Here is a 23,189-nt window from a genome sequence, read left to right as displayed (position 1 = left end):
CCACGTCGGCATCACGGATCCGGGGTCCGGCCCGAAGACGAGCGCTCGGGGCGGACCCGAGCGGACGCTCGGGACATGTCCCGGTACGAGCCGCCGTGCGGTAGGTGTGAACGGTGCCGGGCCGGGCAACCGCTCGGCATGCTGCTGATCCGCCCGCCCGGGGTCTACGTGCCCCAGGGCGACACCGAACTGCTGGCCGCCTGTGTGCGCCGGGAGCCGCTGGACGGCTCCAGCCGGGTGCTCGACCTCTGCACCGGGACCGGGGCCGTCGCGATCACGGCGGCGCGCAGCGGGGCCCTGGTCACGGCGGTGGACCTGTCCGCCAGGGCGGTGGCCACCGCCTGGTGCAACGCCCGGCTGCACCACGACCGGGTCCGGCTGCGCCGGGGGGACCTTCTGGCCCCGCTGCCCGGTGAACGCTTCGACCTGGTGACCGCGAATCCCCCGTACGTCCCGACGGACCCGGACGGCGCGGCTCCCGGCCGGGGCGCCGCGCTGGCCTGGGACGCCGGACCGGACGGACGGCTGGTCCTGGACCGGATCTGCCGGACGGTTCCCGGGGCGCTGGCCGAGGGCGGCGTGCTGCTGGTCGTGCAGTCCGCGCTCGCGGGCGTGCCGGCCACCCTGGCGCTCCTGCGCGCGGCCGCGCTGCGCACAGAGGTGGCGGCTCGGCGGTGGCAGCCCTTCGGGCCGGTGATGACGGCCCGGGCCGCCCTGTTCGAGCGGCTCGGAGTGATCCGGCCCGGCGAGCGCGAGGAGGAGTTGGTGGTGGTGCGCGGTGTCCGCGGGCGCTGATCGCTACGCCACCCGGGTGGTCGTCGTGCCGGGCGGCCCTCTGCTGGTCGAGGGCCCGGTGGAGGTGGTCCTCCCCGACGGCACCCGGAGGCTGTCCGAGCGCCCGGTGGTGGCCCTGTGCGCCTGCCGGCGCAGCCGCACGTACCCGTTCTGCGACACCAGCCACCGGCGGCACGGACGGCCGCTGCGGGCCCGGGAGCAGGGCCCGCGCGACTCGGGCGGTGCGGCCGGTGGGAGGTGAGCGGACGGACGGTCCGCTCCGCTCACCGCGGCCGCCGCGCCGGATGCCATCGCGCCGGCCGCGGCGGCGACGAACGCCGCCCCGCCGACGGCTGGTAGGGGGAGCCCCACAGCTGGGCGCCGTGATCACGGGCTTCGTCGTCGAAGCGGCCGTGTGCGCCGCAGTCGGCCTCCTGAGATGCCGTCCCCGCCCGGCGTGCTCCGGTCCGGGGAGGAGCGGCGCGGGCTTGCCGGGCGGCCACGATTCTCCCTAGGGCGCCACGGTGTCCGCCGCCGGCGGCTCCGGTTCGTCGTCGTCCGAGTCGGCCTTGCGCCGGACGTCGGCCGGGGTGGGAGCCGTGATCCCGCGCTCCTCGGCGGATCGCTCGCGGGCCCCGACGATCCCGTCCGCTTTCGCCCGGACGTCGGCCGGGGTGGGGGAGGTGATCGAACGCTCCTCTGCGGAGCGCTCCCGCGTTGTCTCGTTCGGCTGGGTGCCCTTGTCGCCGGACTTCGTCATGGCGGGCTCTCCTTCGTGAGTCGTTGCCGGTGGGATACCTCGCGGGTGCCCGGGAACTCCGGGCCTGAACCGACGGACGGCACCTGATCCGAGTCCCTCCGCGGTCCTGCCGCCGCCTGCACGGCGGATGCCGGGCCCTGCGGGGGCATGGCGGCCCCGCGGTGACGATCTCCGGTGCCGGGTGTTTCGGGTCTGGTGAGGTCGCGTTCAGTGAAGTAGCGAGTTCCGCTCGTCCTACTACCCTGTGCGCACAGGCGTGAGGATGCACGTGCAGCCGGCGATGTCAGGTCGGGCCCGCTGTTTCAGGCGACGGCGGCCAGGTCGGCGCGGCCGAACAGCAGGGCGTAGCCGCGGGGTAGGTGGGTGAGGAGGCGGTCGGTGAGGTTGTCGTCGGTGAGGGTGGTGAGGGCGGCCAGGACGGAGGAGGCGTCCCAGCGGGCGGCGGTGAGGCTGGTGCCGAGGGTGTGGGCGAGGCTTTCGACGAAGGCGGGGGCGGTGACGGGCGACGGGAGGGGGATCTGGGCGGCGAGGACGGCGCGGGCCCGTTCGGGCAGGACGGCGGCGAGGTCGCAGCGTTCGTCGCCGGTGAGCTGGGAGCCGAGGAGGGTCAGGACGGCGTCGAGGGCGCGTTCGGCTTCCTCGTCGGTGGGGTAGCGGCCGAGGTCGCGGACCTGCTGGAGGAGGTGGCGGTAGCGGGTCATGACGGTGGGGCCTTCCTGGGGCCGACCGCCGGGCGGGCCGGCGGTGTGTGAGGGGTGGTCGGGGTCAGGGTCGTGTCCTTGCGGTCGGGCGGCCGAACAGCAGGTCGTAGCCGGGCGGCAGCTGGAGCAGGACCTGGTCCATGAGGTCGTCGCCGGCGGCGTCGGCCACCGTGGACAGGACGGCGCCGACGTCCCACAGGGCCGTGGCTTCAGTGGCGCCCTCGATCCAGGCCGCGGTCGCGCGCACGAAACGCTCGGCGTTGAGTGGCTCGGCGGCCTGCAGCGGGTTGAGCAGGATCAGGGCCATGGTCTCGGGCAGTCGGGCGGCCAGTTCGGCCCGCACCCCGCCGACCAGGTGGGCGCCGAGCAGCGCCAGGACCACCCGGGCGGCCCGCTCGGCCTCCTGCGGGCTGTCGTACTCACCGCGCTCCCGGACCTCTTCCAGGAACGTCTCCCATCGAAGCGTCATTGCGGTTCTTCCTCCGTCCCGAGGCCCGGCGCGCCCGGGTGGCCTCAAGGCTCGACGGCCAGGCGCCGGTGCAGCCCGGTCAGCTTGAGCAGCCGCATCACGCGGCGGCCGGCCCCGCGCAGGACCAGGCGGGCATCGCACCGGTCGGCCTGGTTGAGGGCCTGGACCAGGGCGCCCAGGCCCGCGCAGTCCATGAACGTCACCTGCGACAGATCCAGCACCACCTCCCGGTGCGACTCGAGCGCGGTGGCCAGGGCACGGCGTAGCGAGGGTGCGGCGTCGAGGTCGATCTCGCCGTGGGCTCGCACGATGAAGGGCTGGTTGCTGTGACCGTTCATGGCGTTTCCGCGTCGTGTGCGGGTAGGCCGGTCCGGACGGGGCCGGCCCGGCGGTCGAGGGGTGTTCCGGCCGCCCCTTTCGATCGAGGGGGAGAGATCGGGGGCGGCCGGAACGGCATCGGGGGAACGGGTCAGGCCTGGATCTGCTTGCGGCTTCCGCTGTGGCTGATCTCGATCTTGCGGGGCTTGGCCTTCTCGGCGACCGGGATCTTCAGGGTCAGCACGCCGGCGTCGTAGTCAGCGGTGATACCGGCGGGGTCGAGGGTGTCGGAGAGCATGACCTGGCGGGAGAACACACCGAGCGGGCGCTCGGACAGCTCCCACTTGATGCCCTCGCCTTCCTGGCGCGGGCGGCGCTCGGCCTTGACGGTCACCATGTTCCGCTCGACGTCGATGTCGATCGCCTCCGGGTCGACCCCCGGCAGGTCGAAGCAGATCACGTACTCGTCGCCGGCCCGGTAGGCGTCCAGCGGCATCGGCGTGGGACGCGACCAGGTGCCGGTCGTGTTGAGGAACTGCTGGGTCAGCCGGTCCAGCTCGCGGAACGGGTCAGTGCGCAGCAGCATTGCGAAACACCTCCATGGGTCGAATGGGTGCCAGTGCGCTTCACCTGACTCCTTTCTAGCGCGTCATCCATCCGATGACAAGTTGCCGCGTCGCCTATAGAGTGACGGCATGAGCGAGAAGTCCCGCAGCGCCGTCCCCGATGCCTCCCCGCCGGTCGAGCCCGTCTCGTTCCTGGCGGCCGCGGCGGCGCTGGCCGCCATCGACGACGCGGTCCGCGCCGCCCAGAATCCCGCGTCCCGGCCCCCGACCACCCCTGACGAGCACGGTGGCCCTGAGCAGGCCCTGGCCGCACTCGTCCTGCTGCGCGAGCTGCGCGGCCAGCTCGCCGGCTGGGAGGCGGGCCTGGTGGAGAGTGCCCGGGAGGCCGGCGCCACCTGGGCCGACCTCGCCCACCCGATGGGCGTGGCCAGCCGCCAGGCCGCCGAGAACCGCTACCTGCGCCTCAAGCCCGCCACCGAAGTTTCGCGGTCCGGTACCGGCGCGGAACGGGTCAAGGCCGTCCGCGACCGGCGGGCCGCCGACCGATCGGTCACCGTCTGGGCCCGCGACCACGCCGCCGAGCTGCGGGTCCTCGCCGCCCAGATCACCACGGCCGCACTCGCTCCCGGCGCCCGTCCCGCCCAGGCCGCCCTCACCGCCGCCCTCGGCGCCGCCGACCCCGCCGACCTCATAGAGCCCCTCGCCGCCATCCGCCCCCACCTCGGCGCCGGCCACGGCGACCTCGCCACCCGCCTCGACGCCCTCACCCACCACACCACCCAGATCCGCGATGACAGCGACCGACGCCGCGCCTGACCCTGTCGCCGCCGCCGAAAGGCGCTGGCAGGACCTCCTGGACCGGATCCACGGCCTCGAAGCACGAGTGGCCGCCACCACGAGCACCGTCAACGCCGCCCTCGACCACCACCTCGCCCGCCTCGACGCCCTGCGCCACCACCTCGCCCACCCCAACTGGCCACTGCCCGCCCCCGATCCGGACGGTCACCCAACCGCGCCGACGGACCACCGGCCGGCCTGACGAGGCCGGGAACCACCGCAACCACCCCGGCCGTCAGAACCGGCTCCCGTGTTCCACCGGCACGCCCAGGGGGCCCGTCAGCGCTGGGGGTCTCCGGCGACGTACCGGCTCCAGGTGACCCCTTGTCCGTCGCGGCCTGCTCGGTGGTGAAGTCGGTGTAGCCGAGTGCCTTCGCGGCGACAGGCGGCGGTGTGTGGGCGCCGAACCGGCGCAGCACCTGGGCGCGGCCGGTGCCGGGCGCGATGCCGGCGTTCCTCAGGATCGCCTGGAGGGCCCGTGCCGTCATGGGCTGGTCGGCATGGCGCCCAGGAAAGAGCTACCGCCGGTTTCGCGCACTGACGTGGGGCCGGCGCCGGTGACCGGCCGTATCCTGGACGGCCCGCCGGCCGACGCCGACCTCGCGGTGGAGGAGCGTGCGGCGATCGAGCTCTCGCGCGACCGTGACCGTTCGGGCCCCGAGCACGTCCGTGCGGCGGGCGCGGCCCGCGCCCTGGGCTGGATTCTCGGCTTCGCGCCGATCAGTCGCTGACCGTGGCCCGACATCCGGCCCCGTCGTGATCAAGTCTGGCCATCTGTGTGCGCTGCGCCGCCCCGTCTCTCAAGAAGCTCACGCCCTGTCCGCGGCCGTCCGGCCGCCTCGGCGTTGCCGCCGGCTCTCCGTGCCGGGACGGGTTCAGCGCAGGAGGGTGGCGAGGAGTTCGGCGATGGTGGGGCCGGCGTCGGCGGGGTGACGCAGTTGCTTGCTGGTGACGACGCGGTAGTGGTTGGTGCGGCCGCGGCGTTCGTGGCTGAGGTATCCGGCCTGTTCGAGGTCGACGATGATGCGTTGGACGGCGCGTTCGGTGAGCAGGCAGCGGGCGGCGATGTCGCGCACGCGGATGCCGGGGTCGCGGGCGATCTGGACCAGTACGCGGGCGTGGTTGGTCAGGAAGGTCCATTGCCGTTCGGTCGTCGTACCGTTGTCCATTCCTCCACGATAGGACTCCTGTTTCACGACTGCCGATACACGACAGAAGATTCGTGCAATGGTTGACATGTCTGCCGGATGGGCGAAGAGTGGAAGGGCCGCACTCCGCAGTGCTTCGCCGCGGATTCCCCGGCGGCTCTGCTTCTGGAGATGGTTCCATGGACCCGATGAGCAGGCACGGGCTGGAACGGCTGAGGTCCCGGCTGGTCGACTGCCTGGGGCCGCCCCGTGAGGGCGGTCGGGACCCCCGCACCTGCGGGGAGCCGCTGTGCCGGCAGGTGCGCCACGCCGTCACCGGCGTCGACGCCTACCTGACGGCCCTCGAAGAGGGCAGCCGCACCGCGGCGGGGCTTCACGAGCGGGCCCTCGACCTGTGGCAGGACCTCGAACGCATCGCGTCCGTCCAGCCCGGGCGGGCCGCTGTCGACGGCGGGGCCGGCGCGGCCGTGCGGTGCGGCTCCCGGCCCGAGGAGTGGGCCGTTCCGCCCTGCCTGAGGGCGGAGACCGTCCGGGCCGGTGACGCCCTCGTGTGCTCCTTCACCGGGGACATGGTCCTGGACAGCGAGCCCGTCGCCGCCCGGGCACTCGATGCCGCGCTCGTCCGGCGTCCCGCCCTGCTCGCGGTCGACCTGGCGGGTGTGGAGCTGTTCACCTGCACCGGGCTCAACCTGCTCCTCGCCGCCCGTCGGCGCGCGCTGGACATCGGCATCCCCCTCGTGCTGGTCGCCCCCTCCGGGCGGACGCTGCGGGTGCTGGAGCTCACCGGGACCGCCGCGCTGTTCCCCGTCCACCCCACCGTCGAGGACGCCTTGCGGCACCGCCCGCTTCCCGCCCCGCGCCCCGACGGAGGATGACCATCCGGGCGGGACGGTTGAGCCGGCAGCGGACGGGCAGGCGCACGGTCGGCCGGGAAATCCCCGGCCGTACCGTGGGAGGAGGACCGGATGAGCATGGTGAAGGAGTCCGTGGACGTGGACGTCCCCCTGCACACCGCCTACAACCAGTGGACGCTGTTCGAGGAGTTCCCGCGCTTCATGGAGGGGGTCGACTCGGTGACCCAGCTGGACGACCGCCACAACCACTGGCGGACCAGCATCGGCGGCGTCACCCGTGAGTTCGACACCGAGATCGTCGACCAGCAGCCCGACGAGCGGATTGCCTGGCGGACCACCGGCGGCGACGTCGACCAGAAGGGCGTGGTGACCTTCCGGCAGCTCGACCAGGACCACACCCGGGTCGCCATGGCCATCGACTTCCGGCCCGAGGGCGTGGCGGAGCGGGCCGCCGATGTCACGGGTGTGGTCGACCGCCGGGTGAAGGGGGACCTGACGCGGTTCAAGACGTTCATCGAGGAACGCGGCCGGGAGGAGGGCGGCTGGCGGGGCCGGATCAGCCCTGGCTGAACCCGCTTCCGATCGTCCGCGCCACCGGCCGCCGGGACACCCGCCCGGCGGCCGGTCCACGCCCCGCGGTGACGTTGGATCGGAAACGGCTGATCAGGCGTGGCCCAGGGTGCGGCGGGTACCCGCCGAGCCCGGGGCGCGCGTTCGCGCACCCGAGGCATCCCGCGGACCAGGAGGAGAAATGACCCAGCACGGCAGGGCCCTGGCAATCGTGACGAACTACGGCGTCGAACAGGACGAACTGCTCGTCCCCGTACGGCACCTGCGCGAGAACGGCGTCCACGTCGACATCGCAGCCCCCACCCGGGCCGACGAACCGCTGGTCACGGACGACGCCGGCAACTGGCGGCTGGTGACTTCACGCAACCCCGGTGACCGCGAACACTTCCTCCGGGGAGTCGATGCCGCGCTGCGCACCCGGCCGGGGCCGCTGGCGCGCGCTGAGCGCGGGCCACGTGCGACGACTGTTTGGCTCCGGGGCTCCCGGGGACACGCAGGGGCGATGGAAACCCGCCCGACGGAGGCGGGGGCTTCACCGCACCGTCGGGCTGACCCCCGTAACCGGCAAGGCCAGAGAACGGAGCGTCCGCCGTGCACCACGACGAAGACCTACTGGAGCAGCTGACCGCCGACCACCGGTCCGTGCTGGTCCACTTCAGCGAACTCAGCGGCATCCCCAGTGGGGACCCGCAGCGCAAGGACCTGGCCGACCTCGTGACCGATCAACTGGTCCGCCATACCCGGGCCGAGGAGCAGCATCTCTATCCGCTCGCCCGTGACCGGTTGGCCGACGGGCAGGCCTTGGTGGAACGCGAACTCGCCGACCACCGAGGGGTGGAAGCGTTGCTGGAGGAGCTCCGCCCGACCCATGTCACCTCGCCCCGCTTCGATCGGCTGGTCGCCCGGTTGATCGAGGAGGTCACCCGGCACGCCGGCGACGAGGAGGCTCGACTCTTCCCGGCCGTACGGGCAGTGTCGAGCGAGGCCGAGCTGCGCGACCTCGCGATCAGGGCGCGGGAGACCAAGGAGTCCTCCACCGGCCGGCCCCGCCACCAACCGCCCACCGCACGCCCGGCGGACCGCCTGCCGTCCCCCGAGCGCTCAGCCGCCGAGCGGATGCGGGACTTCCTGACCCCGGGCGGGCCGCACTGACCCCGGGCGGCACCCGAACCCCCGGCCGTGGTGCGGTCGGTCCCGACCGGTGCCGATCCACACGACCAGCTGACGGAGGGGCAGTTGACCTGCCTGGCGGCCGGCTACGATCAGCCGCCGGTCCGACCCCCTCCAGGTCAGGAGTCGTTCGCGGGGCCGGGCGGTGATCAGCGGCGCGCGTTCCGTCCCGTGGACGTGTAGCCGCGACCCGCTCGGGCAGGCGCTGGGCATGGCTGGACCGGGCCGAGGAGAGGAGGCCAGGCATGGACCGCTTCCGGCAAGTGCCGCTGACAGGGCCGATCGGAACGGCAGGCCCGGTCGGAGTCCCGGTGAACCCGGGGGCTCCGGGCGCGGGGGAGACCAAGCGGTTCGTGTTCTCCGGTCGGGAGGGCGCCGTGCAGGCGGGCCGTGATTTCAGTCGGGAGGCCTTGCGGTCCTGGTCCTGGCTGCCGACCGCGGACGAGGAACGGCTGGGGGTCGCCGAGGACCTTCTGCTGATGGTCGCCGAACTGGTCGCCAATGCCTGCCTGCACACCTCCGGTGGGCCGGGCGAACTGCGGCTGAGCTGGGACGGGCGCCGTCTGCGGGCGGAGGTCACGGACACCAGCCCGGTGCCGCCCGAGCTGCGCCCGCACGCCGACCCGGGCCGACCGGGCGGACACGGTCTCCGTGTGGTGGAGCGACTTGCGGGGTCTTGGGGCTGCGCGCCCGAGGGCGGGGGCAAGGTGGTCTGGCTGGAGATTGGGTTCCCGCCGGGTCCGCCGAACCACCGAGAGTGCTCGGCCTGAGGACCGGGCCCGGGATGCTGGGTGGCCATCCGAGGTCGGCTCGGCAAGAGAGAGCTCGGATCCTGAGTCGGGAACCGATTCCGGGGTAGAAGCCTCAGAGAGCGGCCGTGATCCGTCCGGCTGCCGCAGCACCGTGGACGGTGCCACCGGGACCGCGCTTGAAGAAGCCGGGCACAGGTTCTGGGAAAGGAGTCCGCGACGCATGGGGTGTGAGCCCCACACGTGTCGCCGGGCGTGATGCCGATGCCCTGGAGATCCAGTGTCTATCCGTGTGGAAACCACCGATCGCGAAGCCGTCCCTGCGGGTCTGCCGCCCGATCTGCCGCGACGGCCCACGGCGGCCGAACTCCGCCGTATGGGGAAGTCCGAGGCGCGGGAGCTGAGCGACGCGCTGTTCGGGCGGCTGGCCGGGCTGGCCCGCGAGAGCCGCGCCTACAGCTACGTCCGCGGCACGATCATCGAACTCAACATGCCGCTGGTGCGCTTCATCGCCGCCCGCTACCGGCACCGGGCCGAGGACATGGAGGACATCCTCCAGGTCGGCACGATCGGCCTGATCAAGGCGGTCGACGGCTACGACCCGCGGCGCGGCCTGGAGTTCGTCACCTACGCGATCCCCACCATCACCGGCGAGATCAAGCGGTTCTTCCGCGACACCTCCTGGCCGGTGCGCGTCCCGCGCGGTACGCAGGAGCTCTACCTCGCCGTCGTCCGCGGCTCCGACCGCCTGGAGCAGGAACTCGGCCGGCAACCGCGGCCCGAGGAGATCGCCGAGGACCTGCACCTCACCGTCGAGCAGGCCGCCGAGGGGCTGCTGGCGGGCCGGGCCTGCCGCCCCAGCTCCCTGGACGCGCTGCGCGACCAGGAGACCGAAGAGACCGGCAGCGCCCTGCTCGACCGGCTCGGCGGCTGCGACCCCGGCATCGAACTCGCCGACTTCCGCACCGCCGTCCGCCCGCTGCTGGCCCGCCTGCCGGAGCGCGAGCAGACCGTCCTCAAGCTGCGGTTCTGGGACGGCTGCACCCAGTCCCGGATAGCGGAGCGGATCGGCGTCTCCCAGATGCACGTCTCCCGGCTGCTCAGTGCCACCCTCGCCCTGCTGCGCGAGCAGTTGGACGACCTGGACGCCGACGGCTGGGCCGACGGACCGGAGCCGGAGGGAGTCGGCTGAGGCCGACCAGGCGAGCCGCGGTTCCGGCGTGCGGCTTCAGGCCGCCCGCCCTTGAGCCTGTCTGCTGGCCGTCCGGCTTTGGGTGGGGCCGGGGCGTTAGCGAACGCGGAACCCGGGTAGCCGCAGCGGCGGACCACGGGGACGGCGGCGTGAGGAGGCGGACGGATGGATCGGCGTGAGCGGGTGGAGCTGCGCGGGATCGAGCGGGGGCTGCGCCGGGACCACGTCCTGGAGCTGAGGCTTCGCGTCGTCGGGTTCCGCTTGCGCGGCCGGGCCTGGGACGTGCTGCGCGGCGTGCGGCCGCGGACCGTGCTGGCGCTCGCCCTGCTGTTGCTGGGCCTGCTCGGGGCAGGCCTGGGGACGTCCGAGGCGCCGTTTCTGTGGGTCTTCACGGGCTGCTGGGCGCTGACCCTGACCATCGCCTTCGCGGTGCTCTGTGCCTGCGCCGACGGCCGCCAGGAGGAAGGGTGAATGCGCTGCCCGCGTCGCGCGGTCCGCTGTCGGCGGCGTTGACGGCCCTGCTCACCTCCGGACCGCCCGGAGCGGGCTGTCTGCCCACACCGCCCGGCCCGTTCGACGAGCCGTGGGGCGAGGACCACCAGCTGGCCCTGCACCTCTGCTACGAGCTCCACGACCGCGGGCTGCCCGGGGTCCTGGACGACTGGGAGTGGGATCCCGAACTCCTGAGATTCCGCCAGGGGTTGGAGCGTTCATTCCTGGCCGCGGTGCGTGCGGAGGCGGAGCCCGCGCCGCCCTTGCGGGACGCGTTCGAAGCACTGCTCACCGAGCCGCCCGACGGCACCGGCCCGTCGCACTTCCTGCTCGCCGAGGGTGAGCGCCGGAACGCCCGCGAGTACCTGGTGCACCGATCGGTCTACCACCTCAAGGAGGCGGACCCGCAGCTGTGGATGCTGCCGAGGATCCATGGGCCCGCACAGGCGGTGCTGACGGCGATCCTCTACGACGAGTATGGCGCCGGACGGCCGGAGCGGGCCCACGCCCGGCTCTTCGAGCGGATGATGGCCGCCTTCGGCCTCGACCCCGGCTACGGGCACTACCTGGACTTCGTGCCGGCGCCGACCCTGGCCGTGGTCAACCTGATGACGCTCTTCGGCCTGCACCGGGCGATGCGCGGGGCGGCCGTCGGGCACTTCGCGACCGTCGAGATCACTTCCTCGCCCGGCTCCGCCCGCTTGGCGGCGGCGTTGGAACGGCTCGGCGGCGGCCCGGACGGCACCCTCTTCTACCGCGAGCACGTCGAGGCGGACGCCGTCCACGAGCAACTCGTGCGCCGCGGGGTCATCGAGGAACTGGTCGCGGCCGAGCCCGAGTTCGCCAGGGACGTGGCGTTCGGCGTGGCCGCGGCCGGGGTGGTCGGCGGGCGCTTCGCGAACCACTTGCTCGACCACTGGCGGGCCGGACGCAGCTCGCTTCGCTCACCCCTCCCGGACGGCACAGGCTGAGCCGGGCCCGCCCGCGACCTCGCGCGGTCCGACCGGGAAAGATGGTCAGCCGGCTGCGGGGAGCCGGATCTCCAGATGCCCGGAAAGTACTCGGGCCTCCATGACCGGCTGGGGTGCGGTGGCCGGGCCGTGCACCACTTCGCCGTCCCGGAGCCGGAACGTGCTGCCGTGCCAGGGACAGCGCAGACAGCCCTCCACGAGGGAGCCCTCGGAGAGCGGCCCGGACAGGTGGGCGCAGCGCTCGGCCAGCACGTGGCAGCGGTCGCCCTCGCGGACCACGACCACGGCCAGTTCGCCGGCCGTCGCCCGCACGGGCTTCCCCTCCGGGAAGTCCTCCACCGCGCCGAGGGAGACCCAGTCCGCGGGCGCCAGGCGAGGCACGGCGGCGGCCCGGTCGGGGCCGGCGGCCTGCCGGTAGGCCAGGTGCCCGCCGAGCGCGGCGGCGGCTGAGACGACGGTCGCCCCGGCCAGGCCGAGCAGCCGGCCGCGGGCCCGGTGCCCCCGGCAGCGGGCCACGAGCGAGCCGGCGTAGAGCAGCACACCGGTGGTGTTGCCCAGCGCGTGCACCAGGCCGGTGCGGCGGCGCGGCGGGTCGAGCCGGGCCCAGTCCACCCAGCCGGTGAGGGCGGTGGGCCCGGCGGTCAGCAGCCCGGCCGCCACCAGGGTGTCGGCGGACCGGTGCCCGCCGGGGAGGTAGTCCAGTACTGCGGCGGACGTCCAGAAGCCGATCGGCAGCTGGACCATCGCGGGGTGGAGCGGGTGGCCCAGCCACACGCCGTGCAGCGCGTCTCGGTAGGGCCCGAGCGGGAGGGCCTCGACCGCCTTGGCGAGAGGGCGGGCCGGAGCGTCGAGGAGGTCCCAGTGCTCCGGTGCGTCCAGGGCTTGGCGCAGTCGGCGGGACCACCGGCGGGTGCGCAGGGGTGTGTTTTCCATACCAGAGCGGCTAGCCAGGCACCGGACCGGCAAACCCGGACGGCAGGGTGTGTCCGGGAGCCGGTCCGGGCAGGCGTACGAGAGTGGCCGTAAGCCCGACCGTGACCGGAGAGCGGGGTCGGCGCCGTCCCTCCGTGGCTGCGGGGGCGGCAGGCGCAACGCCGTCGGGCCCTGGCTCAGGAGACCGTGGCGACGCCGTCGGGCCGCGCCGAGACCGTTTTTCAGAACAGGGCGGCCTGGCGGAGCGCGGTGACGGTGCTGGCTCCGGTGATCCGGCCCGGGGAGACGTCGATGTCCCGGTCGTCGCGCATCCTCTTGAGGAGCGGTATGACCTGGGTGGGGCGGTAGACGGTCTCCAGGAGGGCGTACTTCTTGAGCTGGTCGACGCTGCGGGCGGCGGGGGCGGTGCGCAGGTGGTCGAGCAGGATGCGGCGCAGGGGGCCGGTGTCGGGTTCGAGTTCGAGGTCGAGGGCCTGCTGGTTGGGGTCCTTGGGGTCGCGGTAGCGCACGCCGGAGGTGGTGTCGACGACCCACATGGCCTCCTTCATCTTCTCCACGCCCCGCTCGTGGCGGGTGCCGAAGATCAGGTAGAGGAGGTGGCCGGCCTCGTCGATCATCTCGAAGACCAGGGTGTGCTGGAACCCGGCGCGTCCGAGGGACTCGCGGTAGCGGTCGCGCAGGTAGGCGGCCTTCGCGGAGGAGGGCTGCTGGAAAACGCCGTGCCAGTCGCTGTCGCCGAAGAAGGCGTCGCCGGCCGCGCGGTGGCGTTCGTCCTTGCCGGCGAAGCGGACGAGGAAGGCGGGTTGGAAGGTGACCATCACCTCGCTGCGGCGCTGGGTGGCGATCCGTCGCAGGAGGGGGAACGGGATCTCCGGACCGCCGAAGCCGTCGAGCAGGACGAACATGGGGTGGTTCAGACTGCCGGCTAGGGCGAGCTGCTGCAGCAGGTCGGGATGGCACCGGCCCTGTGCTACGTGCACGTCCAGTCGGCCGCTCCGGGGCCCGTGGGTGCCTGCGGCCGCCTCGATGCGGCGTTCCAGCTCGGTCCTGCGCCGGGCGTCCTCCTCGACCAGTACCATCTTCACGCGCCGGGGGCTGCGCCGAAGCGCTCCGGAGAAGACCTGGTGGGCGACGACAGGGGAGCCGGGTTCGCCGTCGCGGTAGACGCCGGGGCCCGCGAAGCCCTCGGCATAGGTGATGATCTCGTTGCGGCTGAGCATGATCGGTGCCCAGGCCTGGAGGTAGCGCCGCAGCAGGGCGTGCTTGGCGGCGGTGTGCGGGTCGCGTGGCCAGATGACGTCCTTCGGTGCCGCCATGTGTCTCCCCGGTGCGGTGAGCCGTCGCTGCCGGAGGCAGGATCACACAATCGTCACGGCGCGAACAGAGGGCGTGCACGGCGCACTGGATCAGGGCGCCACGAGCGGCCCCCGTACGGGCATCTCGTCCCAGGTACGGCCGTTGAGGTCACGGCCGCGAGCCTTGGGGTTGCGGCCGCCCCACTGCTTGAAGAAGAACGGCACGCCGGCCGCCTGGCAGGCGTCGCGGACGGTGGCGACCCACGCGGGGTCCATCGGGCGGTGGCCGGGGCCCGACTCGCCGCCGACGATCACCCAGCCGATGCCGTCGAGGTCCAGTTCCGGCAGCGGTCCGAGCAGCGGCTCCAGGGAGAGGAACCGGACCGCGGCCGGGACGGCTCGCAGATCGTCGATGCGATCCAGCTGGCTCTCGTCCTCGACCGACACTCCCATCCACAAGTTGTCCGGCCACTTCAGTCGGCCGGCGGCCCGGCGAAGGCGCACGGAGCGCTTCGTCAGCACCTGGTAGGTGTGCTGGGGGGTGTCGGCGATCACCTGGAACACGTCCCGGACGAACGGGAGCGGCACCCGGGCATGGAAGAGGTCGCTCATCGAGTTCACGAACACGACCCGGGGGCTGTGCCAGCGCTTCGGGACGTCGAGCGCGTCCGGATGCAGCGCAAGACCGAAGCCGGGTCCGGACGTTCGAGGGTCACCGTCCGTCTGGTACTTGGCGGCGCCCATGGCCTTCAGCCGCTTGGCCAGGGTCAGGGCGTAGCAGTTGTCGCAGCCGGCGGAGACCCGGTCGCATCCGGTGGTCGGGTTCCAGGTCGCTTCCGTCCACTCGATCGCGCTTCGATCGCTCACTGCCGCTCCTCACTGCCGTGCCGGGCCTCGCGCCGACCGTTGTCCGGCGAGGGCCGCCAACCGCCTACCTTCCTCCGCCTACACCACCGGTGTCGAACCCGCAGGCCAGGCCGATGGCTCCTCCGGCCGAGCCGGCGGAACGGAGTTCGGCCGGTGCCGGAGTACGTTGGCGACTCCCGGGCTGATGCCGTCCGTCGGCCTCGGCGCTGTGGCTCGGGGGCGGGAAGGCGGTCGGCAGGGAGGTCGCGATGCGCGGCAACCGGAATGGAATCCCGAGCTGACGCATGATCAGACAAGGTCAGCAAGAGGTCAGCATCAGGATGAGTAGACCCTGCTGTACACGCGGACACATGAGAGCACTCGTCGACCATGCCGAGTCGCCATGGGACGCCCGGAGGCCTGCCCGCAGCTTTCCTGCGCGAGCTGCTCAAGAGCGTCCTGTGTTCGCCAGGCGGCAGCCCTGACAGTAGATCGGGGGAGGCATTTTCGCAGGTCAGCATAGTCCTGTCCGGGGTGTCAACCGCATGCTCCGCACTGCTTGTGCATACCTGGGCAGCGGCTTGATCGCGTACCTGGCCCGCACCCTGCCCCCCTTCCCCAGCCTCTCCCTCGCCTATACGATCTCCCTACCGGATCGGTTGACATAGTTCGCCCAGTTCTACCTCGACTGCCTCTCCCAGGCCTCGTACCTGATCGCCGACGAGCGCACCGGCCAGGCCGTGATCGTCGACCCCCGCCGGGATGTCGACGAGTACCTCGCCGACGCCACGGCACGCGGCCTGACCGTCGTCGGCGTCATCAACACCCACTTCCACGCCGACTTCCTCGCCGGCCACCTCGAACTCGCCGACCGCACCGGCGCCTGGATCGGCTACGGACGCCGCGCGGAGACCGACTACCCCATCCGCCACCTCACCGACGGTGAGCGGATCGAACTCGGCGATGTCGTCCTGCAGATCCTGGAGACCCCCGGGCACACGCCCGAGTCGATCAGCATCCTGGTCTTCGAGCAGCCCGACGACACCATCCCGTACGGCGTGCTCACCGGCGACGCCCTGTTCATCGGCGACGTCGGCCGCCCCGACCTGCTCGCCTCGGTCGGCGTCACCGCCGCCGAACTCGGCGCGATGCTCTACGACAGCGTGCACCGCAAGCTGCTCGCTCTGCCCGACGAGACCCTCGTCTTCCCCGCCCACGGCGCCGGCTCGGCCTGCGGCAAGAACCTCTCCACCGACCGCCAGTCCACCATCGGCGCGCAGCGACTGACCAACTACGCCTGCCAGCCGATGGACCAGGACACCTTCGTCCGCATCGTCACCGCCGGCCAGTCCGCCGCCCCCGCCTACTTCGGCCACGACGCCGCCCTTAACCGGCAGGACCGCCCGCTGCTCGACCGCACGAACGCCACCCGCCCCCTGTGCCCCGAAGGCTTCAAGGAGGCCCGCACCGCGGGCGCCGTCGTCCTCGACGCCCGCAGCCCCCAGGACTTCGGCGCGGGACACCTGCGCGGCGCCGTCAACGTCCCCCTCGACGGCCGCTTCGCCGAACAGGCCGGCACCGTCCTCACCCCCGACAGCACCATCGCGATCATCGCCCCGCAGGACCGCGAGGACGAGGTCGTCACCCGCCTCGCCCGCATCGGCTTCGACCACATCGCCGGCTACCTGCGCAACCCCGACAACGCCCTGCCCGCCCTCGCCGACCACCTCACCCCCGCCAGCCGCCTCACCGCCGACCAACTCCGCACCACCCTCACCACCGAACAGCCCCCCACCGTCCTCGACGTCCGCACCTGCGGCGAACGCGAAACCGGCACCATCGAAGGATCCCTCCACATCCCCCTGACCGAACTCCCCACCCGCCTCGACGAGATCCCCACCGACCACCCCCTCGTCGTCCACTGCGCCAGCGGCCACCGCTCCTCCATCGCCGCCAGCCTGCTGCGCCACCACGGCCACCCCGACGTCTCCGACCTCCTCGGCGGCTACGGCGCCTGGCACACCCTCACCCACCCCACCCGGGCCTGAACCCAGCTGCCCAGGCCCGCCCCGGCCGGCGATCTCCGCGACGTCATCCGCCCGTGACCAGCTCAGTGAGTTCGTGTGCCGCCCAGTGTGATGGTGTGTGGCATGCCGCTGTCGGAGCAATCGGGGCACAAGCGCCGTCCGGTCGTCACGCTGTCCCTGTTGATCACGCTCCGGAGCAGGGACACCACTGCTGCACGGGGCGCGTGATCCAGCACCCCGAAGTCTCACCTCAAGCCGTCACATCGGGAGACAGCAGTGATCAGACACCGTGCCCCAGGACATCCCGTCGCCGAGGGAGAGGCAGGCGCCCAGGCCCGTGCGCGGTGGTGGCAGGCCGGGGTCGTGGCAGGGGTGTGCGTGGCGCTGGCCGGGACCGGGCTGAGCCCCGCGACCGCCGCGGCCACGGGGTCCGCGCCGGCCACCGCCCCGGTGCGGACCCGAGGGGCCGACCCGGTGGTCACCTTCGGTTTCACCGGCGCCCCGCAGAGCCTCACCATCCCGGCCCAGGCGGTGGTCACGATCACCGCCGACGGCGCGGGCGGTGCCGACAACACCGGCACCTCCTGTTCCGTCACGGGGACGGGCGGGACGGGGGCGCGGGTCGTCACCACTCTCCCCCAGACCACCGCGCCGACGACGGTCACCGTCAACGTCGGCGGCACGGGCGGCAAGGGCTGCAACGGCACGGGTTCGGGGGGTGCCGGCGGGTTCAACGGCGGCGCTCCGGGCGGGGGCATCTCGGCCACCGGGTTCGGGGCGGAAGGGCCGGGCGGGGGCGGGGCTTCCAGCGTCAGCGCGGGCTCCTTCCTGGTGGTCGCCGGGGGCGGCGGAGCCGCCGGGGGCACCGGGAGCGGCCTGACGGGCGGCAACGGCGGCAACGGCGGGACGACGCCCGATGCCACCGGCGGCACCACGGGAAGCGCCACCGGCCCCGGGGCCGCGGCGGGGCACGGCGGGGGCGGCGGCAGCACCAGCACGACCACGGGTGGTGCGGGCGGGGCCGCCGGCACCGTCCCGTCCTGTATCGCCACACCGGGTGGGCCGGGAGGCGGGTTCGCCGGTACCACGATCGGCACCGGCGGCGCCGGCGGAGCGATCGACGGCGGCTGTGCCGCCACTGCCACCGGTGCGGGCGGGGGCGGTGGCGGCGGGTACTTCGCCGGCGGGGGCGGCGGCAGCGGTGCCGTCAACAGAACCGGCACGGAGGCGAGCGGCGGCGGTGGCGGTGGGGGAAGCAGCTTCGCGGCCCCGTCGGGCACCGGGACGTCCTATGCGGCCTCGACTATCGGGACGGCGAACCACAACGGCCAGGTGGTCATCAGCTACACCGTGGGCAAGCCGATCACCACGACCCTGACCGCGCTGCCCCAGCGCACCCGGACCGGCTCGCCGGTCGTGCTCAGCGACATCGTCTGCCCCGGCGCGGGCTCCACGACCAGGCCCACCGGAACCGTCACGTTCACCGACACCACCACCGGGACGACCCTCGGCACGGGACGCCTGATCCTCTCCCTCGGCACCTGCGCCGCCGGCGGGACGGTCACCGCCTTCCGCACCGCGGGCACCCACACCGTCACCGCCGTCTACAGCGGTGACCCGGTGTACCAGGACAACAGTGCCAACCCCGAGACCATCACCGTGACGGTGGACCCCTGATCAGAACGCCGCGGCGGCACCGAGGGGCACACCCTCGTCAGCCGCGACAGGCACTGCTGCCGACGCAGGTGACAGCGTGACACCGGGCGGGGCTCGCGAGGACGAATCGCGGGCTCCGCCGCCGTCGTGCCCGAGGCCCGGAAGGACGACAACTCTTCAGTCTGCGGCCGAACCGGTCGGAAGGCCATGACAACTATCAGCCCCTACCGGCACCCGGTGCGCCGCGACGAGACTCTCCATCACCCGGGCCGCGGAGGCATCACGGTCCGGGCCCGTGCCGGCTGCCGGCCGGTGCGCATCCCACCCTTGTTGCGCGTCCCGCGCACGTGATCTCCCAGGAGACGACCCTGATGAGTGTCCTCAAGCTCCAGAACATGGAGGCCCGCGTCAAGTTGAGCGCCGTGGCCATCGTCAGCCTGACGAGCAGCACCGGCCGCTGCTGCACCACCCCGCCGAAGCCCGGCGAGTCGTAGCCCGACGGGTCCGTGCGGGGGTGCGCCGCGCCCCCGCACGGACCCCGCCGCTCCCACCGGCTGCCCGCGGACGATCACAGAGGCTGACATGCGCAACGAACGATGGGTCTACCGCTTCCTCTTCGCGTGGAACGACACGCTGTTCTTCGACCCGCTCGACGTCTCGTACGAACCGAGTGCGGACCACTTCCTCGCCGGGCTCGACGAGCCGCTGAGGGCGCGGTTCGTCCGCAGCGGCATCTGGTGGAGCCATCGGTCCAGCCCGGACCTGCCGGCGCAGGGCTGGAAGATCCACGTGTCGGCGAGCTGCCGTCACGTGCGCGAGGTCGCCGCCTCGGTGATCGGATATCTGACGGAACGCGGGACCGATTTCAAGATAGCCCTCGACCTCAACGTCTTCGAGATGCTCAACTCCAAGGCCATGTCCCGGGGGAGCGGCGGCAAGTTCGTCACCGTCTACCCGCGCGGTGACGACGAGTTCAGGAAGGTCCTGGCCGACCTGGCCGGACTCCTGGAGGGCTACGAGGGCGCCTACGTCCTGTCGGACCTGCGCTACCGGGACAGCAGGGCGCTGTACTTCCGCTACGGCCAGTTCCTCGACACCCACACCGTCGACGTCCTCGGCCGGCGGCACCCGCGGATCCTCGGACCGGACGGTCCCGTCCCCGACGACCGGAGCGTGGGGAACGCCCGGCCCGACTGGGTGCCCTGGCCCTTCGACGACTGGAAGCCCGAGGACGAGGACGAGGACGACGGCCTGGTCGGGGGCCGGTTCCGGGTGACCGGGGCGATCCAGTTCTCCAACAGCGGCGGCGTGTACACGGCCGAGGACACGGCGCACGACGACCGGCCGGTGCTGCTCAAGGAGGCCCGTCCGCACACCAACATCAACCCCCGTCGGAACCACGACGCCGTGGACATCCTCGACCGCGAGTGGATGTTCCTGAACCGGCTGGCGGACATCGGCTCGTACCCGGCCCCGATCGCGAAGTTCCGCCACTGGGAGCACCACTTCATCGCCGAGGAGTTCGTCGACGCCTCCGACCTCCGCTCGGTGCTGCTCGAACGCAACCCGCTCGCGCGGCCGGGGTTCGACATCGAGCAGTCGCGGGAGTACCTGCGGATCTTCCTCGCCGTCTTCCGCGGGCTGGCCCGCGCGATCCAGGCCGCGCACGACCGCGGGGTGATCCTCGCCGACTTCACCGCCTCCAACCTGCTCGTCGACCCGGACACCCACGAGGTGACCATCGTCGACCTGGAGGCCTGCCGGCTGGCCGGGACCGACAGCCGCGGCGGGAGCGGCGAAACGGAGTTGGAGCAGCCCGTCGAGCTCTACACACCGGGGTTCAGCCTCTCGCGCGACGGCTTCAGGGAATTCGGGCCGGAGGGCGACCGGTACGCCCTGGCGTCCACCATGGCGTACTTCGTCTTCCCGATCGCGGCGATGTCCTACCTGCGCGAGGACGTCCTCGACCTGTACCGGATCCACATCACCGAGGGCCTGGGCTGGCCGGAGCGCGTCCACCGGTTGATCACCGACCTGGCCGGGGACCGGATCGGCCTCACCGACGTGCTGGACGCCCTGGAGGACGAGGCGGAGCTGCTCGACCAGGTCGAGGCCCTCCCGGCGCGGCCGGTCGTCGAGGAACGGCTCGGACTGGTGGAGGCGGAGGACGGAGTGGCCGCGTTCGTCGAGGCCGTCGCCGACCCCGGCCGGGGCACGCTCTTCCCCGTGGACCCCTTCGCTCACGTCACCAACCCGCTGAGCCTCGGCTTCGGGGCGAGCGGCGTCCTGTGGGCGCTGCAGTCCTCCGGCATCGCGATCCGGCCCGAATGGCGCGACTGGCTGGGCGGCGAACTGGCCGGCATCGACAGCGCGGAGTACCCGGACGGTCTCATGAACGGCCTGGCCGGCATCGCCTGGGCGGCCGACTCGCTCGGGTTCGGGACCGAGGCCAGGCGCCTGTTGGCCCGGGCCAACAGGCGCGCGCTGGAGAAGGGCGACTACACCTTCTACTACGGCCTCGCCGGCGTCGGGATGACGAACCTGCGCTTCTTCCTGCAGGGCCGCGACCCGCGCGACCTCGCCGCGGCACGGGACTGCGCGCAGGCCCTGCACGACACGGTGCGGCACGACGGCGGGCGAGCCCACTGGGTGAACGAGTTCGCCACCGAGGGGCCGCTGACCGGCCTCGGCTTCGGACAGGCCGGCGTCGCCATGTTCCTGCTGCGCATGCACCAGGTCACGGGAGAGGATCACCACCTGCGGCTCGGACGGCAGGCGCTTTCCTGGGAGATGGCCCACGCCAAGCCCCTGAACGACGGGGGCCCGGTCATGTTCGAGCACGAAGGGACGATGGAGCCGTACATCGAGGTGGGGTCCGCCGGCGTGGCGCAGGTGCTGCTGCGCTACGGCGACCTGGACGCGGCGCGCACCGTCCTGCGCGGACTGGACGTCCGCTACTCGGTGCTGCCCGGGTACGGCTTCGGCATGACCGGGATCGCCGACGCGCTGCTCGACGCGGCCGAGTTCACCGGGGACCGCTCCTACCGCGACAGGGCGCTGACGCAGCTCGACACCGTCCGGAGGGTGTTCCTGTTCGAGCCCGCCGAGCGCTTCGGCCTGCCGCGCCAGGACGGCCGTACCCTGCTGGGTCTTCCCGGCGAGGGGCTGCTGCGCTGCTCCTGCGACTACCTGACCGGGTCGGCGGGGCTGCTGCGGGTGCTCCACCGCGTGAACACCGGAGGCACCGCCGACTTCCTGCTGGACGAGGCGGCGCGGTGAACAACCGGCTGTGGCGTACGCTGCGGGGCCACCGGGCCCCGTTCGTGGTGGTCCTCGTCGCCGAGGCCGCCACGGGCGGGCTCGAGGCCCTGCTGCACCCCCTGCTGCTCAAGGCCCTGTTCGACCAGGCGATCCTGACCGCCGACTTCCGCAGGTTCCTCGTCCTCGGCCTCGGGTACCTCCTGCTCGGACTGACCCTCAACATCACGGGCTACGCCGTCGCCTGTTGGCGCAAGCGCCTCGAGAACGCGTTCACACTGGTGCTGGAGACGGAGTTGCTGAGCCGCACGCTCGGCCTGGACGGCCGAGAGGTGGCGAAGGCGGGAAACGCCTCGTACGTCAGCCGCATCCACAACGACGTCTCCCAGGGCGTCCTGCCGGCCATCGACGTCTCCCTCCGCATCGCGCGACAGGCGGTCGCGTCGGTCGCCTTCCTCGGCGTGCTGTTCTACCTGTCCTGGCAGGCCAGCCTCATCCTGCTGGTGATCGTGCCGCCGCTGGTGCTCGTGAGCAACCGGCTCGGCAGGCGGATCGAGCAGAACACCGGGCCCGAACGCGAGGCGGAGGCGCGGTACATCAACACGCTGACCCGCACGCTGGAGTCCTTCCCCGCCCTGCGCGGACTGCCGTCGCTGCTGCCGGGCACCCGCGCGGTGAACCGGGACGCGTTGCGCGGGTTCCTCGACCTCACCTTCGTCAACTTCCGTCTGTCACAGCGGCAGCGAGCCCTCAGCGACCTGGTGATGAACCTGTCGGACACCGCCTCGATGATCATCGGAGCCTTCTTCGTCTTCGCCGGGCGGATGTCGTTCGGCAGCTTCCTCGCCTTCGTGAACTCGCTGTGGCGGGCGGTGACCGGGATCTTCGACCTCGTCAACATGATTCCGCAGGCCCGCCGGAGCAGCGCGGTCCTCAAGCGGATCGAGTCCCTGCGGGACTCCGGGCAGGCCCCGTACTACGACGAGGGGGCCCTGGTGCGGGTCCGCGGAGTCCGGGTCGGGTACGGCGAGGAGGCCAGGGTCTCGATCGACGAGTTCGACCTGCGCGTCGGTGAGCGCGTGCTGCTCCGCGGCCCCAACGGTTGCGGCAAGACCACGCTCCTGCACGTCATGGCCGGGACCCTCGCCCCCGACGCCGGGGCGGTCACCCTGCCGCCCCGGGTGGCGAGCCTGACCGCTCCGGTGCACCTGCCTCCGCTGCCGGTGCGCGAACTGGTCGCCGACGAGCGGCTGCGCGCCGCGATGGGTCTGGACGCCCTGGCCGACCAGCTGCCCTCGGACCTGTCGTCCGGCCAGCGCCAGCGGGTCGGGGTCGCCGTGCTCCTGCACGAGGACGCGGACGTGTACCTGGCTGACGAGCCGTTCGCGAACCTCGACGACGGCGGCCGGGAGCTGGTGTTCCGGGTGCTCCGGGAGCGGACCGAGGGGCGCGCCCTGCTCGTCGTGCACCACGGGGACGAGGCCATCGACGGCCGCTTCGACCGGGTGGCGACCCTCACCGGGCTGCGTTAGGCGCCCCGAGCGGTCGGGGCGCGGGTGTCCGGACCGGCCGACCTGGAATCCGGTTCGGCAGAGGCCCGGGC

General features: G+C 72.7%; 25 protein-coding genes and 2 pseudogenes. 18 read left to right on the top strand and 9 right to left on the bottom strand.

The genetic code is table 11. The features are described from left to right. Window positions 1–138 precede the first annotated feature (138 nt). On the top strand, window positions 139–795 hold the full coding sequence (locus ACFVXH_RS28550) for a HemK2/MTQ2 family protein methyltransferase (RefSeq protein ID WP_387828501.1): 657 nt from the start codon (window positions 139–141) through the stop codon (window positions 793–795). After that, window positions 779–1,036, top strand: coding sequence for a CDGSH iron-sulfur domain-containing protein (locus ACFVXH_RS28545; protein ID WP_117485505.1), 258 nt, complete (start codon window positions 779–781; stop codon window positions 1,034–1,036). The genes ACFVXH_RS28550 and ACFVXH_RS28545 overlap by 17 nt, the downstream gene beginning before the upstream one ends. 249 nt (window positions 1,037–1,285) lie before the next feature. On the opposite strand, the gene ACFVXH_RS28540 is transcribed toward ACFVXH_RS28545, so the two are convergent. From ACFVXH_RS28540 to ACFVXH_RS28520, 5 genes are all read right to left on the bottom strand, one after another. After that, a complete protein-coding gene (locus ACFVXH_RS28540) occupies window positions 1,286–1,534 on the bottom strand; it encodes a hypothetical protein (RefSeq protein ID WP_117485503.1) in 249 nt (82 codons plus the stop codon). A gap of 302 nt (window positions 1,535–1,836) precedes the next feature. After that, window positions 1,837–2,235 carry a DUF2267 domain-containing protein gene (locus ACFVXH_RS28535; protein WP_387828498.1) on the bottom strand — a complete coding sequence of 133 codons (399 nt, stop codon included), beginning with the start codon at window positions 2,233–2,235 and terminating at the stop codon, window positions 1,837–1,839. 64 nt (window positions 2,236–2,299) lie between these two features. Then, complete coding sequence (locus ACFVXH_RS28530) at window positions 2,300–2,704, bottom strand: DUF2267 domain-containing protein (RefSeq protein ID WP_387828495.1); 405 nt, start codon at window positions 2,702–2,704, stop codon at window positions 2,300–2,302. A gap of 44 nt (window positions 2,705–2,748) precedes the next feature. Continuing rightward, window positions 2,749–3,042 carry an STAS domain-containing protein gene (locus ACFVXH_RS28525; protein ID WP_387828492.1) on the bottom strand — a complete coding sequence of 98 codons (294 nt, stop codon included), beginning with the start codon at window positions 3,040–3,042 and terminating at the stop codon, window positions 2,749–2,751. A gap of 131 nt (window positions 3,043–3,173) precedes the next feature. Beyond that, window positions 3,174–3,608: an Hsp20/alpha crystallin family protein gene (locus ACFVXH_RS28520; protein WP_049649656.1), complete on the bottom strand. Its 435-nt coding sequence runs from the start codon at window positions 3,606–3,608 to the stop codon at window positions 3,174–3,176. Between the two features lie 109 nt (window positions 3,609–3,717). Here ACFVXH_RS28520 and ACFVXH_RS28515 point away from each other — a divergent pair, with 109 nt between their 5' ends. The 3 genes from ACFVXH_RS28515 (at window position 3,718) to ACFVXH_RS28505 (ending at window position 5,156) form a co-directional block, all read left to right on the top strand. Then, on the top strand, window positions 3,718–4,404 hold the full coding sequence (locus ACFVXH_RS28515; RefSeq protein WP_387828489.1) for a type III effector protein: 687 nt from the start codon (window positions 3,718–3,720) through the stop codon (window positions 4,402–4,404). Then, complete coding sequence (locus ACFVXH_RS28510) at window positions 4,379–4,627, top strand: hypothetical protein (protein WP_387828487.1); 249 nt, start codon at window positions 4,379–4,381, stop codon at window positions 4,625–4,627. Before ACFVXH_RS28515 ends, ACFVXH_RS28510 begins: the two co-directional genes overlap by 26 nt. Before the next feature lie 193 nt (window positions 4,628–4,820). After that, window positions 4,821–5,156 (top strand): hypothetical protein, encoded by a 336-nt coding sequence (locus ACFVXH_RS28505; protein WP_387828485.1) that lies wholly within the window; start codon window positions 4,821–4,823, stop codon window positions 5,154–5,156. A 144-nt stretch (window positions 5,157–5,300) separates the two neighbouring features. Here the strand turns inward: ACFVXH_RS28505 and ACFVXH_RS28500 are convergent, their stop codons facing one another. Beyond that, entirely contained in the window at window positions 5,301–5,594 is a 294-nt protein-coding gene (locus tag ACFVXH_RS28500; protein ID WP_387828482.1) for a helix-turn-helix transcriptional regulator, read from the bottom strand. A 167-nt stretch (window positions 5,595–5,761) separates the two neighbouring features. Between ACFVXH_RS28500 and ACFVXH_RS28495 the strand changes: the two genes are divergently transcribed. From ACFVXH_RS28495 to ACFVXH_RS28460, 8 genes and pseudogenes are all read left to right on the top strand, one after another. Beyond that, window positions 5,762–6,448 (top strand): STAS domain-containing protein, encoded by a 687-nt coding sequence (locus ACFVXH_RS28495; RefSeq protein WP_387828479.1) that lies wholly within the window; start codon window positions 5,762–5,764, stop codon window positions 6,446–6,448. Window positions 6,449–6,538: 90 nt separating this feature from the next. After that, a complete protein-coding gene (locus ACFVXH_RS28490; RefSeq protein WP_049649659.1) occupies window positions 6,539–6,997 on the top strand; it encodes an SRPBCC family protein in 459 nt (152 codons plus the stop codon). A gap of 181 nt (window positions 6,998–7,178) precedes the next feature. Next, window positions 7,179–7,373: pseudogene (locus ACFVXH_RS28485) on the top strand (hypothetical protein); the annotation flags it as partial. A gap of 215 nt (window positions 7,374–7,588) precedes the next feature. Then, window positions 7,589–8,149, top strand: coding sequence for a hemerythrin domain-containing protein (locus ACFVXH_RS28480; RefSeq protein WP_387828475.1), 561 nt, complete (start codon window positions 7,589–7,591; stop codon window positions 8,147–8,149). Between the two features lie 263 nt (window positions 8,150–8,412). After that, complete coding sequence (locus ACFVXH_RS28475) at window positions 8,413–8,937, top strand: ATP-binding protein (protein WP_074002997.1); 525 nt, start codon at window positions 8,413–8,415, stop codon at window positions 8,935–8,937. 355 nt (window positions 8,938–9,292) lie between these two features. Beyond that, window positions 9,293–10,108 carry a SigB/SigF/SigG family RNA polymerase sigma factor gene (locus ACFVXH_RS28470; RefSeq protein WP_387828472.1) on the top strand — a complete coding sequence of 272 codons (816 nt, stop codon included), beginning with the start codon at window positions 9,293–9,295 and terminating at the stop codon, window positions 10,106–10,108. A 165-nt stretch (window positions 10,109–10,273) separates the two neighbouring features. Next, window positions 10,274–10,579: a hypothetical protein gene (locus ACFVXH_RS28465; RefSeq protein ID WP_387828469.1), complete on the top strand. Its 306-nt coding sequence runs from the start codon at window positions 10,274–10,276 to the stop codon at window positions 10,577–10,579. Beyond that, the gene (locus ACFVXH_RS28460) at window positions 10,576–11,571 is read left to right on the top strand and encodes an iron-containing redox enzyme family protein (protein ID WP_387828466.1); all 996 of its coding nucleotides are present in this window, start codon (window positions 10,576–10,578) and stop codon (window positions 11,569–11,571) included. Before ACFVXH_RS28465 ends, ACFVXH_RS28460 begins: the two co-directional genes overlap by 4 nt. 45 nt (window positions 11,572–11,616) lie before the next feature. Here ACFVXH_RS28460 and ACFVXH_RS28455 read toward each other — a convergent pair whose 3' ends face one another. From ACFVXH_RS28455 to ACFVXH_RS28445, 3 genes are all read right to left on the bottom strand, one after another. Continuing rightward, window positions 11,617–12,504: a Rieske 2Fe-2S domain-containing protein gene (locus tag ACFVXH_RS28455; protein ID WP_387828463.1), complete on the bottom strand. Its 888-nt coding sequence runs from the start codon at window positions 12,502–12,504 to the stop codon at window positions 11,617–11,619. Window positions 12,505–12,725: 221 nt separating this feature from the next. Further along, window positions 12,726–13,820, bottom strand: coding sequence for a three-Cys-motif partner protein TcmP (locus ACFVXH_RS28450; protein ID WP_380743998.1), 1,095 nt, complete (start codon window positions 13,818–13,820; stop codon window positions 12,726–12,728). Between the two features lie 90 nt (window positions 13,821–13,910). Next, window positions 13,911–14,666 carry a DUF5131 family protein gene (locus ACFVXH_RS28445; RefSeq protein WP_074002993.1) on the bottom strand — a complete coding sequence of 252 codons (756 nt, stop codon included), beginning with the start codon at window positions 14,664–14,666 and terminating at the stop codon, window positions 13,911–13,913. 647 nt (window positions 14,667–15,313) lie between these two features. On the opposite strand from ACFVXH_RS28445, the pseudogene ACFVXH_RS28440 reads away from it, so the two are divergent. The 5 genes and pseudogenes from ACFVXH_RS28440 to ACFVXH_RS28420 all read left to right on the top strand — a co-directional run. After that, a pseudogene (locus ACFVXH_RS28440) lies at window positions 15,314–16,693 on the top strand (rhodanese-like domain-containing protein); the annotation flags it as partial. Between the two features lie 342 nt (window positions 16,694–17,035). Then, complete coding sequence (locus tag ACFVXH_RS28435) at window positions 17,036–18,349, top strand: Ig-like domain repeat protein (protein WP_387828459.1); 1,314 nt, start codon at window positions 17,036–17,038, stop codon at window positions 18,347–18,349. Between the two features lie 350 nt (window positions 18,350–18,699). After that, window positions 18,700–18,822 carry a class III lanthipeptide gene (locus tag ACFVXH_RS28430; RefSeq protein ID WP_198959373.1) on the top strand — a complete coding sequence of 41 codons (123 nt, stop codon included), beginning with the start codon at window positions 18,700–18,702 and terminating at the stop codon, window positions 18,820–18,822. 88 nt (window positions 18,823–18,910) lie between these two features. After that, the gene (gene lanKC, locus ACFVXH_RS28425; protein WP_074002990.1) at window positions 18,911–21,607 is read left to right on the top strand and encodes a class III lanthionine synthetase LanKC; all 2,697 of its coding nucleotides are present in this window, start codon (window positions 18,911–18,913) and stop codon (window positions 21,605–21,607) included. Next, complete coding sequence (locus ACFVXH_RS28420) at window positions 21,604–23,118, top strand: ABC transporter ATP-binding protein (RefSeq protein WP_198959372.1); 1,515 nt, start codon at window positions 21,604–21,606, stop codon at window positions 23,116–23,118. The genes lanKC and ACFVXH_RS28420 overlap by 4 nt, the downstream gene beginning before the upstream one ends. Window positions 23,119–23,189: the final 71 nt, after the last annotated feature.

Origin of the sequence: Kitasatospora sp. NPDC058184 (assembly GCF_042883725.1) — a bacterium.
In the GTDB taxonomy this organism is placed as follows: Bacteria; Actinomycetota; Actinomycetes; order Streptomycetales; family Streptomycetaceae; genus Kitasatospora.
The sequence above is the reverse complement of the archived record's forward strand: the minus strand, read 5'-3'. Positions and strand labels throughout refer to the sequence as shown.